The 14367-nt window shown below is 64.9% G+C and carries 15 protein-coding genes and 1 tRNA gene; 5 read left to right on the forward strand and 11 right to left on the reverse strand.

From position 1 onward, the window contains the following. The coding region (locus VJ897_RS07120; protein ID WP_324054573.1) for a DeoR/GlpR family DNA-binding transcription regulator at positions 1-671 on the forward strand (671 nt) is incomplete at its 5' end. Between the two features lie 61 nt (positions 672-732). On the opposite strand, the gene VJ897_RS07125 is transcribed toward VJ897_RS07120, so the two are convergent. The 11 genes from VJ897_RS07125 to rpmH form a co-directional block, all read right to left on the reverse strand. Beyond that, positions 733-1572 (reverse strand): glycosyltransferase family 2 protein, encoded by an 840-nt coding sequence (locus VJ897_RS07125; protein ID WP_324054575.1) that lies wholly within the window; start codon positions 1570-1572, stop codon positions 733-735. An 810-nt stretch (positions 1573-2382) separates the two neighbouring features. Further along, complete coding sequence (locus VJ897_RS07130) at positions 2383-2889, reverse strand: SixA phosphatase family protein (RefSeq protein ID WP_324054577.1); 507 nt, start codon at positions 2887-2889, stop codon at positions 2383-2385. Beyond that, entirely contained in the window at positions 2886-3515 is a 630-nt protein-coding gene (locus tag VJ897_RS07135; RefSeq protein ID WP_324054578.1) for a ferredoxin, read from the reverse strand. Before VJ897_RS07135 ends, VJ897_RS07130 begins: the two co-directional genes overlap by 4 nt. Continuing rightward, complete coding sequence (gene argB, locus VJ897_RS07140) at positions 3512-4378, reverse strand: acetylglutamate kinase (protein WP_324054579.1); 867 nt, start codon at positions 4376-4378, stop codon at positions 3512-3514. The genes VJ897_RS07135 and argB overlap by 4 nt, the downstream gene beginning before the upstream one ends. A gap of 7 nt (positions 4379-4385) precedes the next feature. Then, entirely contained in the window at positions 4386-5036 is a 651-nt protein-coding gene (gene yihA, locus VJ897_RS07145; RefSeq protein ID WP_324054580.1) for a ribosome biogenesis GTP-binding protein YihA/YsxC, read from the reverse strand. Between the two features lie 58 nt (positions 5037-5094). Beyond that, on the reverse strand, positions 5095-6936 hold the full coding sequence (gene yidC / locus VJ897_RS07150) for a membrane protein insertase YidC (RefSeq protein WP_324054581.1): 1842 nt from the start codon (positions 6934-6936) through the stop codon (positions 5095-5097). A gap of 111 nt (positions 6937-7047) precedes the next feature. Beyond that, positions 7048-8571: a putative bifunctional diguanylate cyclase/phosphodiesterase gene (locus tag VJ897_RS07155; protein ID WP_324054582.1), complete on the reverse strand. Its 1524-nt coding sequence runs from the start codon at positions 8569-8571 to the stop codon at positions 7048-7050. Positions 8572-8645: 74 nt separating this feature from the next. Continuing rightward, positions 8646-9506 carry a tRNA 2-thiocytidine(32) synthetase TtcA gene (ttcA, locus tag VJ897_RS07160; RefSeq protein WP_324054584.1) on the reverse strand — a complete coding sequence of 287 codons (861 nt, stop codon included), beginning with the start codon at positions 9504-9506 and terminating at the stop codon, positions 8646-8648. Between the two features lie 95 nt (positions 9507-9601). Next, on the reverse strand, positions 9602-9823 hold the full coding sequence (gene yidD / locus VJ897_RS07165; protein WP_324054586.1) for a membrane protein insertion efficiency factor YidD: 222 nt from the start codon (positions 9821-9823) through the stop codon (positions 9602-9604). Next, on the reverse strand, positions 9820-10203 hold the full coding sequence (gene rnpA, locus VJ897_RS07170; RefSeq protein ID WP_324054587.1) for a ribonuclease P protein component: 384 nt from the start codon (positions 10201-10203) through the stop codon (positions 9820-9822). The genes yidD and rnpA overlap by 4 nt, the downstream gene beginning before the upstream one ends. Positions 10204-10231: 28 nt before the next feature. Next, positions 10232-10366: a 50S ribosomal protein L34 gene (rpmH, locus tag VJ897_RS07175; RefSeq protein WP_324054589.1), complete on the reverse strand. Its 135-nt coding sequence runs from the start codon at positions 10364-10366 to the stop codon at positions 10232-10234. Between the two features lie 282 nt (positions 10367-10648). Between rpmH and VJ897_RS07180 the strand changes: the two genes are divergently transcribed. From VJ897_RS07180 to VJ897_RS07195, 4 genes are all read left to right on the forward strand, one after another. After that, positions 10649-11389, forward strand: a complete 741-nt coding sequence (locus VJ897_RS07180; protein ID WP_414706696.1) for a TVP38/TMEM64 family protein — start codon at positions 10649-10651, stop codon at positions 11387-11389. 3 nt (positions 11390-11392) lie between these two features. Beyond that, entirely contained in the window at positions 11393-12775 is a 1383-nt protein-coding gene (locus tag VJ897_RS07185; protein ID WP_324054590.1) for a dihydrolipoyl dehydrogenase family protein, read from the forward strand. An 18-nt stretch (positions 12776-12793) separates the two neighbouring features. Further along, positions 12794-14188, forward strand: a complete 1395-nt coding sequence (locus tag VJ897_RS07190) for a sensor histidine kinase (protein ID WP_324054594.1) — start codon at positions 12794-12796, stop codon at positions 14186-14188. A 100-nt stretch (positions 14189-14288) separates the two neighbouring features. Further along, positions 14289-14365: transfer RNA gene (locus VJ897_RS07195), tRNA-Arg, on the forward strand. Positions 14366-14367 lie beyond the last annotated feature (2 nt).

Raw genomic sequence — 14367 nt, forward strand, 5'->3', positions numbered from 1 at the left:
TCACGCTGCAGACCATCCGCCGCGATCTGACCGACCTGTCCGAGGCCGGGCGGCTGGACCGGGTGCATGGCGGCGCCGTGCTGCCCTCGGGCACCAGCAACATCGGCTACGAGGAGCGCCGCGCGCTGAATTCCGAGGCCAAGCGCGCCATCGCGCGGCTCTGTGCCGAGGATATCCCCGACGGGATCTCGCTGTTTCTCAACATCGGCACCACGACCGAAGCCGTCGCGCAGGAGCTGCTGCACCACCGCGACCTGCTGGTCGTCACCAACAACATGAACGTCGCGCATATTCTCGCCGCCAACACCAATTGCGAGATCGTGGTCACCGGCGGCCAGCTGCGCCGCTCCGATGGCGGGCTGGTGGGCACCCTGGCCACCGAGACAATCCGCCAATTCAAGTTCGATTGCGCCGTGATCGGCTGTTCGGCGCTCGATGCCGAGGGGGATCTGCTGGATTTCGACATCCAGGAGGTCAGCGTCAGCCAGGCCATCCTGCGCCAGTCGCGTCGCACGGTCCTGGTGGCCGACCACACCAAGCTGGCCCGGACCGCACCGGTGCGCATCGCCTCGCTCGCAGATCTCGACGCGATCTACACCGACGCGCCGCTGCCCCGCGGGCTCGTTGCTGATTGCGCGGACTGGGAAACAGCAGTCATCGAGACCGGTTGACGCGCAGGGGGCGAAGGTGTCACCGAGCGGGTTCCACCGCGCGGCTATTCCTCGGCAGCGGTCAGTCGCACCAGACGCCGAATTCCCTCTGCAGGAACAAGGCGCACCGCTTGTTCGCCTCGGCGCGGTTGGCACCGTCGATCGTCGCAAGGTGCAAGGCGGCCTCGCGCTGCATTTCCGTGGTCCGCTGCCGGGTGGCATCCTTGACGACCCAGATCGGGATGCCATTCGCTGCAAGCAGACCTGACAGCCAGATGTCATCGACCGCCCAGCCCTCCTTGGGGATGTCGAAGGCGGCCTGCGGAAAGAACTCCGGACGCACCAGAACGCCGCCGTAGCCCTGGAACGTATCGCCATGACCGCTGCGCCAGACTTCGCGCCGTGATGGCTTGTCTTTGCGGTCTTGCGCGTAGCCGTCGCCCCGCAGTAATGGGGCCAGCCGCCTGGCGCGATACTTCAGGTCCAGCAAGCGCGGCAGGCGCCTCGCGCGCGGTCCGGGCGGTGCCGCGCGTGGCGGCAATCCGAAGTTGGGCAAGTTCAAGAAGGACGAGGCGATAGCAGCGCGCGGGTGGGTCTCGCGCGCCTTCAGGAAGGGCCCTGTCCAATCCGGCTCGTAGTGGCGGTCGTCGTCGCAGAAAAGGATGTCCAGATCTTCACCGGAAAATTCCCGAACCGCCGGCAGGACCTTGGTCGCCGGCCCGAAATCCTGCTCACATCGACGGATTTCGACACCCTCGGGCACTGCCGGTAGTGCGCCGTCCCAGTCCGGAAAGCGGCGATAGGACTTGGGTATGTAAAGAATGACCCGATCGGCGGGTCGGTTCTGTTCAAGGAGCGGCGTCAGGACATGCCGCAGGTGGCCGAACCTTGAGGGTATTGCGGTGAGCGTGATGATGAACATTTCTGGCAATCTGGCGTTCTGGTACCCCGGACTTTGGCCGGACAATAAAGAATGCGCGATACGCAGGATTCTTCAAGCTGTCTTCACGGCCCGTCCTGGCGGCATGGTGCTGATCCTGCCCCGAAAAAGTGGACGAAGGTTAGCTGTGAACCGCCATTGGGTTGTCAAGCAAGGTTGTCGCGGGTTCGGTTCCGCAAGCGGAGCATGGTCGTTTTGTCTTGAGCCAGTCAAGCCATCCTGACAGGTGGCGTTTGCGTGCGTCCGACGAGGCCTGGGCCGCGCCTGAGGGTCGGGGCGAAGCGCTCTGCCTTTTCACTGGACCTGAGTCTGTGGGGGTGGGCCGGATGCGGCGGATACCGCTGCGCGCAGCAGCCCGCCGAACATGCGCGAAGGGTAGCACGATCCGTTTTTCGTTGTCCGGCAAGGTATTGCGCCGCAATGCTTCCGTGGGACCATCACCCGATCGACCGTGATGCCGCGCCAGGTGAATGCGGCCGGTGCCTCGGCCACGAAGACCGTGGCGCTTTGCTTTCGCGCGCCCGGCAGCATGTCGCCATGGATCAGGCGGGTGGCGTGATCGAAAGCTGCATGAAGAGTTCCCGGCCCGCTTTGCGGTCCGACGGACGGCGTGGCGGGCGGCGAGAAATGCGGGGCTGTTAACGATCAGAGGCGCCCCTTGCGGCGGGGTTGTTCATCCTTCGGGGTTCTTGGCCGGGGGCGGCGATTGCAGCCCGACCCCCCAACGTGTGCAGGGCGTGCCCCGAGTTCACAGCCCGCGGTCGTGTTGCGGGCGGGGCATGTCGCGGCGCTTCAGGGTGTCAGGTCTCGCGGAACGATGAAATCGACGACGCGGCCCTGGCCCGGGGTCGCATCACGCCAATTCGAGATGGCAAAATCGACGATCGTCGTGGCGCAGGTAGGGTATTGGTGGAATTTCGGATGCCGCGGCGGGTGGGCCGTCATGGCGCCTGCGAAATACCCGATGCCCGGGTTATGGGCCACGAGCGCGACATGCGGCACCGTCGCGGCGCGCAGGACCTCCAGCAGGATCTGTGGCGACGCATGATAGAGGGTTGGCAGATAGGTGACAGGAATGGGATCCTCCCAGTCCGCCTGCATCCGGTCTACCGTTTCCCTTGTCCGTGCGCTGTCTGAACTCAGAAACTCCTGAGGGCGATAACCGCCATCCCGGATCCAGGTGCCGAGGGCGCGGGCGGACCAACGGCCGCGCCTGTTGAGAACGCGAGCATGATCGTCGGCGCCGGCGTCGTCCCAGCTGGACTTGGCGTGGCGGATCAGGATCACGCGGTGGGTCAAAGAAAAGCCTCCATGTGAAAGGCCGATTGTCGCCCGTCGCGTGGAAAGGATCGGCTGACCGGGCAGGCGGCCCGCACGGCGCAGCCCGCACTCATGCAGTCTGCCCCACCACGCAGGTGGTCCTTGCAGGTGGCGACGTCATATCCCGAAGGTGTCAGGGCCGAGACCGGGCACGACGTCCGGCAGGGCTGTTCAGTGCAACTGTCGCAGGGCCGTTCCATGGGGGGCGGCACATCCAGTGTCATCTCGAAGACAAGTGCGCCACGAAACGAGACCCAAAGACCCTGTTCGCCGTGGACGAGAAAATTGACCGGAGAGGGCCAGACGCGTCCCGTGCGCGTGGCCCATGTCAGGAAGGGGTGAAAGGGCGGAGGGCCGAAGGGAAAGAGCGGGCGGGCGCCGACGACCTCGGCGATACGAGTCACCACACGCCGCGACCAGCGATCCAGCGGATCCGCCTGACCGTCCCGCATCTCGGGCGACTGTGCAAACTGGTTCCAGAAATCGGGGCCGGGGCCCAGCAACATGAGCGTGGATCCCAACTCTTCGTCCGGTTCGGGGTGAAAGCCGCCCAGAACACTCAGGCGGGCCGCGCCCGCCGCCGCCTCGACGTCGGACAGTCTCACCGCGGTGTGCGGATCAAAGAGCCCGCCCCGTGGTCGGTGAAAAGCTCCAGCAGCACCGCGTTGGGCGCACGTCCATCCAGGATCACCACCGCGCGTACACCACCCGCGATCGCGCCCAGCGCCGTCTGGGTCTTGGGGATCATGCCGCCGGCGATCACGCCGTCCTCTGTCAGGGTGCGGATCTGATCGGGCGACAGCTCCGTCAGCAGGGTACCCTCGGCATCCTTGACACCCTCGACATCCGTGAGCAGCAGTAATCGGTCGGCCTTGAGCGCGGCGGCCACGGCACCCGCGGCGGTGTCACCGTTGATGTTCAGTGTCGCGCCATCGCGGCCCGCGCCCAGCGGGGCGATCACCGGGATTGTGCGGGCCTCGAACAGGGTGTGCAGCAAGCTTGGGTCCACCTCGGCCGGTGTTCCCACGAGGCCAAGCTCGGGCGCGTCCTGGTCGCATGTGATCAGGTTGGCGTCCTTGCCAGACAGGCCCACGGCCCGACCCCCTTGCTGGTTGATGGCATGGGTGATCCACTTGCTGACTTTCCCGGCCAGCACCATTTCGACCACTTCGACAACGGCCCGGTCGGTGACGCGCTTGCCGCCCACGAAATCGGACTCGATCGCCAGCCTTTCGAGCATCTCATTGATCATGGGGCCGCCACCGTGGACAATGACCGGGTTCACACCGACCTGTTGCATCAGCACGACGTCGCGGGCGAAATCCTCCATCGCGGCCTGGCTGGACATGGCGTGTCCGCCCAGCTTGATGACGACGATCGCCCCGGCATAGCGTTGCATGTAGGGCAACGCCTGGTTGAGGGTCTTGGCGGTGGCGATCCAGTCGCGGTTCATGTCCTGCGTCTTCATGTCGTACTCAGTCTATCCCGGCAATGATGCTGCGCAACACGTCGATCCCGAGGCCCTTTTCCGAGGACGTCAGGACAATTTCGGGAAAGGCCGCGGGGTGGGTCGACAGCTTCTCTCGCACCTGGTCCAGCACGCGGGCGCGGTCCTGTTCCTTGACCTTGTCGATCTTGGTCATGACGCATTGAAATGTGACGGCGGACTGGTCCAGCAGGGTCATGATCTCGTCGTCGACCGGCTTGATCCCGTGGCGGCTGTCCACCAATACGAAAGCCCGGCGCAGGGTCTGGCGGCCCGAAAGGTACCGCCGAAGCAGCGCCTGCCATTTCTCGACGACCGCCACGGGCGCGTTGGCGAAGCCGTAGCCGGGCAGGTCCACCAGATAGTGACCGCCACCCAGCTGGAAATAATTGATCTCTTGGGTGCGACCGGGCGTGTTCGAGGCCCGCGCCAGGCCCTTGCGTCCTGTCAGCGCGTTGATCAGGCTTGACTTCCCGACGTTCGAGCGCCCCGCGAAACAGACTTCGGGGTGGTCGGCGGCGGGCAACCCTGACATGGCGACCACGCCCTTGAGGAAGTCTGTCGGCCCGGCAAACAGCCTACGCCCCGCCTCGCGATGGGCGTCGGTCTCGATCTCGGCAACGGGGAAAGGCAGCCGCATCAGGCCACCTTGCCACATCGCGCGGATGCGGGCCGACCCCGCGGCAGGCGCGGTGCCATCATTTCTCTTTCGAGTCCTCACCGCGTCGAAGCGAGCCGATGATATTGCCGATCAGGTCGGGCTTGTAGCCTTGGCTTCGCATGATCGTGTATTGCTGCAGGAAGGTGATCACGTTGTTGGAAATCCAGTACAGGACGAGCCCGCTGGCGAAGCCGCCCAGCATGAACATGAAGACCCAGGGCATCCAGGCGAAGATCATCTTTTGCGTCGCGTCCGTGGGGGCCGGGTTCAGCTTCTGTTGCAGGTACATCGAGACGCCCAGCAGGATCGGCAATACGCCCAGGCTGAAGATGAAGAAGATCGAGCCGGGTTCCGGCGTGGACCAGGGCAGCAGCCCGAAGAGGTTCAGGATCGAGGACGGGTCCGGCGCCGAAAGGTCCTTGATCCAGCCGATCCAGGGGGCGTGACGCAGTTCGATGGTGACGAAGATTACCTTGTAGAGCGAGAAGAAGATCGGGATCTGCAGCAGGATCGGCAGGCACCCCGAGGCAGGGTTGACCTTGTTCGTCTTGTAGAGCTCCATCATGCCCTTTTGCATCTCTTCGCGGTTGTCGCCCGCGCGTTCCTTGAGCTTTTCCATCTCGGGCTGAAGCTCGCGCATCTTGGCCATCGAGACGTAGGACTTGAAGGCCAGCGGGAACAGCACGGCCTTGATCAGAAGGGTCAACCCGATGATCGCCCAGCCCATGTTGCCGATCAACTCGTTCAGCCAGTGCAGCACGGCGAAGATGGGCTTGGTCAGGAAGAAGAACCAGCCCCAGTCGATGGAGTCGATGAAACCGTCGATCCCCTCGGCTTCGTATTCGCGGATCGTGCCCCATTCCTTGGCCCCGGCGAAAAGCCGGCTTTCCGCCGAGAGAGTATCGCCCGCTGCGACGGTGCGCTGGGGGTAGATGGTTTCGGTCTGGTAAACGCCGCTTTCGGGGTTGTCCTCGTCCACGCCCGCGGCCCGCGCGACCGAGCGGAATTCACTGCCCGGCTCAGGGATCAGGGTGGTCATCCAGTATTTGTCGGTAAAGCCGACCCAGCCGTTTTCCGCGACTTCGACACGGCTTTCGTCCCGGGTCAGGTCGGGCATGTCGCTGTAGCTGGTTTCCTCCAGCGTGCCGTCTGACATGCGCACCACGCCCTCGTGCAGGATAAAGAAGCCGATGGTCTCGGGCTCGCCGTGGCGGGCGACGATGCCGTAGGGGCGCATGGCGACATCGGCTTCGCTGGTGTTCTCGACCGACTGGCGGATGGTAAACATGTAGTCGTCGTCCACCGAGATGGTCTTGCGGAAGGTCAACCCGGCGTCGTTTCTCCAGGCCAGTGTGACCGGGGCGCCCGGGGAGAGCGTGGTACCGCTCTCGACCGACCAGATGGTATCGGGCCCGGGCACCTGGCCCTGGTCGACGCCGACCGTGGCGATCCAGCCGTGCAGGGCATAATAGGGATCGGCGCTGCCCACCGGGGACAGCAGGCGCACCAGGTCGGAGTCTTCGCTCAGGTCCTCTCGGTAATCCGACAACGAGAGGTCGTCGATCCGTCCGCCCTTGAGCGATATCGACCCGGTCAGGCGCGGGGTGGCGATCTCGACCCGATCGACTTCGGCCAGGGCGGCGTCGATGGTGCGGTCCGGGGTCTGGCCGGCACCTTGGGGCGAGGTATCGGCGACCGAAGGAGTCGCGGTCCCGTCCTCGGCGGTGGTGCCGGGCGCTGTCTCGGGTGCCGTGATTTCGCCATCGGCATCCGTGATGCCGGGCGCCTGCTCCGGCGGCGGGAACAGCAGGAACCAGATCAGGATCACGACGAAGCTGAGGGCCGTCGCGAGAATGAGATTCTTGTTCTGATCGTCCATCGAAACCGCCCGGAATTGCTGATCTTGGGTCACGGCGGTTCAACAGGTCAGGGGCGCAAAGGTCAAGCGATTTTGCCCCGTTTCAAGGTCCGCCCCGCCCTGTGAGCAGGGTCAGGCGCTGCGGCGGCGCATCTCCACCGCCGGGGTCCGCGAGGTGCCAAGCTCGGCCAGCCAGCTATCGGCCTCGTCCAGCGGCATGGGGCGCGCAAAGAGGAACCCCTGGGCGTATCCACACCCCAGCCGTGTCAGCATGGCCTGTTCCCCCGGCGTTTCAACGCCTTCCGCGAGGGTTTGCAGGTGCAGCCTGTCGGCCATCGTCAGGATCGCCGCGATCATGTCCTGCTGCTCGATATCCTCGTCGACGCGTGCGATGAAGCTGCGGTCGATCTTGATGCGATTGATCGACAGCTTGCGGATATTCGTGATCGAGGCGTAGCCAGTGCCGAAATCGTCCAGGTCGATACCACAGCCAAGCTGCGACAGGCCGGCCAGATTGCGCGCGACCTGATCATCCGCGCAGCGGGCCACGACGGTTTCCAGCACTTCGATGACCAGCCGGTGGGGGGCGATGTCGCGGGTTTCCAGCGTCATGGCCAGGCGGTCGACGAGCTGCGGCGATTGCAGTTCCTCGGTCGAGAAGTTCACGCCGACCTGGGGCACGTCGTGGCCCCGGTCATCCCAGTGGCGCAGCGCGTCAAGGGTGTTTGACACCATCAACTGGCCCAAGTGGTCCATGCGGCCGCTGTCCCGCAGGATCGGCAGGAACTCGGCCGGGGAAACAAGTCCAAGCTTGGGGTGGTGCCAGCGGCTGAGCGCCTCGAATCCGGCCAATCGCCCGGATCCGAGATCGAATTGAGGTTGGAAGTAGGGGCGGATCTGGCCTGTTGCCAGGCCGGTCTCGACATCGCGGCTCAGGCGGCTGCGCGAGGCGATACGCTTGCGCATTCCGTCGGAATAGGACCGGATCGCCGCAGGGGCGCTGCGCTGTGCTTCGACCAGGGCGCAGGTTGCGGCCTGCATCAGCTCCTCGGGATCGGGCGACTTGATCCGGTCGGAGAGGGCGAACCCCACCGAGGCGGTTGCCTGAATCGCGCCGCACGACGACTGGAACGGTGTCGAAAGCGCCTGTTGCAGTCGCGTGGCGCGCTGCAAAGTCGTCTCGAGCGAGCAGGCATCCGCCCCGGTCATGGCGACGGCGAACCGCGGCCCGTCCAAGTGGGCGGTCAGGTCACCCTGGGCCAGTGGCCCCAGGAGGCAGTCGGCGCAGTGACGCAGGAATGCCTCGATCACGGTCCTGACATGCCGTTCCTCCAGCTGATGGAAGTCGTCGATCTCGGCCAGGATGACGGCGGTCTGACCACTTGAGGCTTGCGGGGCGCGCGCGGTCAACTGGGCAATAAGGCCGTCCCGCGTGCCAAGACGAGTGGCCGGGTCATTGCATGCATCCGCCCCGGTCAGTGCCCTTTCCCTGTGCGCGGAAAGCGCCGCCGCGGCGAGAGTCATGCCGACAACGATTGCCGCGAAGAGACCGGTATCGGCGCCGACAAGAGCCCCCACGGCGGCCGTCGCAAGGCCCAGGCCGATGACCCGCCCCCGACCGGTTGGAAGTTGGAAAGCCTTGGCCCCCTTGGTCATTCCTGTCGCCCCTCTGACACGCCCGAAACCGGGCAGTTTCCGGGCCAGATTGGGGCAGCCCCTTGCACAGAACGTTAATCGACCGTCGGAAAATCCTTAGAATTTTCATTGCCCTCACGGGTCAGGCCCGCGAAATCGAAAAGCGCGGGATCCAGAAGGTGCGACGGGCGCGTGTTCATCAGCGCCCGGAACATCTTTTTCCGCCGGCCCGGCGCGTTCCCTTCCCAGCCGTCCAGCATGGCCTTGACCTGCTGGCGTTGTAACCCGTCCTGACTGCCGCAGAGGTCACAGGGAATGATCGGGTAATCCATGGCCCTGGCGAATCGTTCGCAATCGGCCTCGGCCACATGGGCCAGCGGGCGATAGACGAAGAGGTCGCCCGCCTCGTTGACCAGCTTGGGCGGCATGGTGGCCAGACGCGACCCGTGGAAGAGGTTCATGAAGAAGGTCTCGAGGATGTCGTCGCGGTGATGGCCCAGCACCACCGCCGAACAGCCCTCTTCGCGGGCAATACGGTAAAGGTTGCCGCGCCGCAGCCGCGAACACAGTGCGCAATAGGTCCGCCCCTCGGGCACCTTGTCCATGACGATGGAATAGGTGTCCTGGTATTCGATCCGGTGCGGTACCCCCATCTTTTCGAGGAATTCGGGCAATACCGTCGCCGGAAACCCCGGCTGCCCCTGGTCAAGGTTGCAGGCCAGCAGGTCGACTGGCAGCAGGCCGCGCCACTTCAACTCGTGCAGGACGGCCAGCAGGGTATAACTGTCCTTGCCGCCCGAGAGACAGACCAGCCATTTTGCGCCCGGTTCGATCATCCCGTATTGGTCGACCGCCTCGCGCGTATCTTGCACGATCCGCTTGCGGAGCTTCTTGAATTCCGTTGTGCGGGGGGCGCCGTGGAACAGCGGGTGGATATCGTCAGCATCGTCGAGCATGAGACGGGCATACGCTGCGCCGGGGCGCCGGGCAAGAGGCTGCTCGGGCTTGCCGGGCCTCCCGGCCGCTCATGGCGCCGAGACGCCAGAAGGGATCAGTCCGGCACGTTGTCCACGCCGTGGCCGCCCCAGGGGTGGCAGCGGCCAATGCGCCGGGCGGCCAGCCAGCTGCCTCTGAGTGCGCCGTGCTTTTCGAGGGCTTGCATGGCGTAAGCCGAACAGGTCGGCTGATATCGGCAGCCGTGGCCGACCCAAGGGCTGAGGACGAGCCGGTAGAACCGGACGGGCAGCGAGACGAGATAGGCGAGCGGCGTCATGAATGGACCTCGCACAGGGCCTGTTGAAGATCGTGGCGCATCTGCTGGAAATCAAGACTGGCGGTGGCCCCGCGTCGTCCGATCAGCACGTAGTCCCAACCCGGGCGAGCGTTGCCGGGCAGGTCCAGTCGGGCAACCTCGCGCAGGCGGCGCTTGGCGCGGTTGCGGGCGACGGCATTGCCGACCTTCTTGGAGCAGGTGAACCCGATGCGGGCCGGGCCCTCCGCTTCCCGCTTGCGGGCTTGCAGGACGAATCCCCTGGAGTGGGCCACGCGGGCGCGGGCCGCGGCCAGGAAATCGGCACGCTTCCGCAGACCTTCCACACGAACATTAACCGCCGCAGCGGAGGCTGAGGCGGTTGTCTCGCTTTCAGAGGTCATGACGACCTCGCTCCGAATTGGCGCCCGTTCAGGCGCTCAACTTCTTGCGGCCGCGGGCGCGACGCGCATTCAGGATCTTGCGGCCGGCCTTGGTGGCCATGCGGGCGCGGAACCCGTGACGGTTCTTGCGAACGCGGTTGGACGGCTGATACGTGCGCTTCATCGCGTCATCTCCGGTCTTTGGGGGCGACTCCAGGACGGTCGTCGAACCCCGATCACATCTCGAAGCCTGTCGTCTAGAGCCCGCCCGCCCGGCTGTCAACGCGGCAGACCGGGGTTTTCTGCAACAAACCCGGTCTGATCTGCCTGGGATGTTACAATCCGCGACGCAGGTTGACGGATTTCCCACGAAACCGTCACCTGCCATCAAGGCGGCGTGACCACCCTATCGCGCGGCGTGCCGCTGCGCCATCTATGACGCACCTGCACTCCCCGGACCGAAAGGATGCCCTACGTGAACGATATGACACGGACACCCGACCGCCGTTGGCTGAAACGCCTGCCGATTTTGATCATCTTCGCTGTGGCCGTGCTCGGGGCCGTCTACCTGCGTGATTACCTGAGCTTCAAGGCGCTGGCCGAAAACCGGGAGGCCCTGATCGCCTTCCGTGACGCGAACTACCTCGTGACGGCGGGGGTCTTCGTGTTGCTCTACGCGGGTATCGTGGCCTTTTCGCTGCCCGGTGCCACTGTCATGACCCTGACCGGCGGGTTCCTCTTTGCGACCTTCCCCGGGGCGCTGTTCAACGTGACAGGCGCCACCATCGGGGCGGTGGGCATCTTCCAGGCGGCGCGCTGGGGCTTCGGCGACCAGCTGGGGCGCAAGCTGGAAGGCGCGGAAGGGACGGTGAAGAAGATCAAGGACGGGATCGACGAGAACCAGTGGTCCATGCTTTTCCTGATCCGGCTCGTGCCGGCGGTGCCGTTCTTCCTGGCCAACCTGATCCCCTCGTTCCTGGAGGTGCCGCTGCGACGTTTCGTGGTCTCGACCTTCCTTGGCATAATTCCCGGTGCGGTGGTTTATACCTCGGTCGGTGCCGGGCTCGGCGAGGTCTTCTCGCGCGGGGAGACGCCCAACCTGGCCGTCATCTTCGAGCCGCAAATCCTGCTGCCGATCGTCGGGCTTTGCGCGCTGGCAATGCTTCCCGTTGTCCTCAAGGCCCTGCGCGGCAAGAAAGGGCTCTGATCCATGACCCGTATCAAGACTGATCTTTGCATCATCGGCGGCGGCTCGGGCGGACTGTCGATTGCGGCGGGCGCGGCCCAGATGGGCGCCGACGTGGTCCTGCTGGAGAGCAACAAGATGGGGGGTGACTGCCTGAACTATGGCTGCGTGCCGTCAAAGGCGCTGCTTTCGGAGGGCAAGCGCGCCGCCGCCGGGCAGACGGTCGCCTTCGATGCCGCCAAGGATCATGTGGCCGATGCGATCGCAACGATTGCACCTCATGACAGCGTCGAGCGTTTCGAGCGTTTGGGGGTGAGGGTCATAAAGGACCACGGTCGCTTCATCTCGCCGACCGAGGTCCAGGCAGGAAATACGGTGATCGCCGCGCGCCGCTTCGTGGTCGCGACAGGCTCGGGCCCGCTGGTGCCGCCCATCGACGGGATCGAGGATGTCACCGTCCACACCAATGAGACGATCTTCGAGTTGCGCGAGCGGCCCGAACACCTTTTGGTGATTGGTGGTGGCCCAATCGGCATGGAAATGGCGCAGGCACATCGGCGGCTGGGGTGCCGGGTTACGGTGATCGAGGGCGAAAAGGCGCTGGGCAAGGATGACGCCGACCTGGCCGCTGTCGTGCTGGACAGGCTGCGTGACGAGGGCGTCGAGATCGTCGAGGGCGCCCCGGCGGAGAAGATAACCGAGAAAGACGGCCGGGTCACCGTCCGGACCGGGAAGGGCGACTACACCGGCTCGCACGTGCTGATGGCCGTCGGTCGAAAGGTCAATGTGGAGTCGCTGGGTCTCGACGCCGCCGGGGTCGACAGCGACAAGCGCGGCGTCAGGGTGACTGATACGCTGCGATCAACTTCCAACCGCCGGGTCTACGCGGTGGGCGACGCGGCCGGTGGCCTGCAGTTCACGCATGTGGCGGGCTATCACGCGGGTATCGTGATCCGTTCGGCCCTTCTGGGTCTGCCCGCAAAACAGAAGACACATCACATTCCCTGGACCACCTATACGGACCCGGAACTGGCCCAAGTGGGCCTGACCGAGGCACAGGCGCGCGAGGCCCATGGTGACAGCCTGGAGGTCGCCGCGGCAGAGTTCGCGGGCAACGACCGTGCTGTTGCCGAGGGCAAGACAACCGGCGGGATAAAAGTCATGGTCGTAAAGGGGCGGCCGGTCGGGGCCACCATTGTCGGGCCCATGGCCGGAGAACTGATCGCCATGTGGGCCATGGCCATCGCCAACAACATGAAGATGTCGGCAATTTCAAACACCGTCCTGCCCTATCCCACCTTCAACGAGATTAACAAACGCGCCGCGGGCAACTACTTTGGTCCGAGGCTCTTCGAGAGCGACACGGTGAAGCGGGTGGTGCGCCTTGTTCAAAGGTGGCTGCCCTAGTCAGGTGCAGACATGCGGCTGTTGAACACACTTTCCGGGCGGTTCCTGATCCTGACCACCATCTTCGTGATGCTGGCCGAGGTCTTGATCTTTGTCCCCTCGGTGGCTCGTTTCCGCGAGGATTACCTCCTGACCCGGCTGGAACGTGCGCAGATCGCGTCGCTCGCCCTGCTGGCCGATGACATGATCACCGAGGAACTGGAACGGGAACTCCTGACCAACGCGGGTGTCTTCAACGTGGTGCTGCGGCGCGATGAAGTCCGGCAACTGGCGCTCAGCTCGCCGATCCCCGCGCCGATCCACGCCACCTACGACATGCGTGATCCCTCGCCGCTGGTGCTGATCCGCGATGCCATGGTCCGGCTGTGGGATACCGATGACCGGATCATCCGCGTTATCGGCAACCCCGTGCGCGAGGGCGGCCAGCTGATCGAGGTGACCATGGAAACCGGCCCCCTGCGCGCTGCAATGATCGACTACGGGTTGCGCATTCTGCTGCTGTCCGCGGTGATCTCGATCGTGACGGCCATACTGCTGTTCCTCGCCGTGCGGATTCTGCTGGTCAAACCCATCAAGGGCGTCGTTCGCAACATGCAGACCTATGCGCAGTCGCCCGAGGACGCGCGTTCGGTCATCACGCCCGAGTCATCGGTGGTGGAACTGCGCGAGGCGGAAGAGTCTCTGGCCAGTCTTCAGACCCAGCTGACCGGGGCGCTCAAGCAGAAGGAGCGGCTGGCCCAGCTTGGCGGCGGCGTCTCCAAGATCAGCCATGACTTGCGCAACATTCTGACCTCGGCGCAACTTTTTACCGACCGTCTGGAAAGCTCCGAGGATCCGACCGTGCGCCGCCTGGCGCCGAAACTGGTGAATTCGATCAGCCGCGCGGTGAACCTGTGTGAAACGACGCTGGCCTTCGGCCGGGTCGAGGAGCCGGCCCCCCGCCTGTCGCGATTGGTGCTCGGCGATATCGTGGAAGACGTGCTCGACGGTGAGCGGCTGGCCGAGACGGATGCCGAGATATCCTTCTCCGCCGATATTCCCGTGGGCATGCAGCTGCGCGCCGACGGCGAACAGCTTTACCGCGTGCTCGGCAACCTGGTGCGCAATGCCCGCCAGGCGATCGCCGCCACCGGCCAACCCGGCGAGATCAATATCCGCGCCTGGGAGGACGAAGAGGCCTGGTGGATAAACGTCACCGACACCGGCCCGGGCCTGCCACAGAAGGCGCGAGAACACCTCTTCGAGGCTTTCCAGGGGGGGACGAGGCGCGGGGGGTCAGGGCTTGGCCTGGCCATCGCCGCCGAACTGGTGCGCGGCCACGGCGGCCGGCTGGAATTGCGCCATACCGGTGAAACCGGCACAGCCTTCGAGATTTTTCTGCCCAAGGCCGAGGTCGCGATGGATACGGGGTGAACGGCGTTTCGTCCGGTGGGCAGGGACAGAAAACTTGGAGTTTGTCGCGCCTGCCCCCTTGCGTTGAAGTTCCGACAAGTCTAAACGCTCGCCTTATAGCGGACCGATAGCTCAGCTGGATAGAGTACCTGACTACGAATCAGGGGGTCGGGGGTTCGAATCCTCCTCGGTCCGCCATT

It is taken from the genome of Salibaculum sp., from assembly GCF_035270045.1.
Lineage (GTDB): Bacteria > Pseudomonadota > Alphaproteobacteria > Rhodobacterales > Rhodobacteraceae > Salibaculum.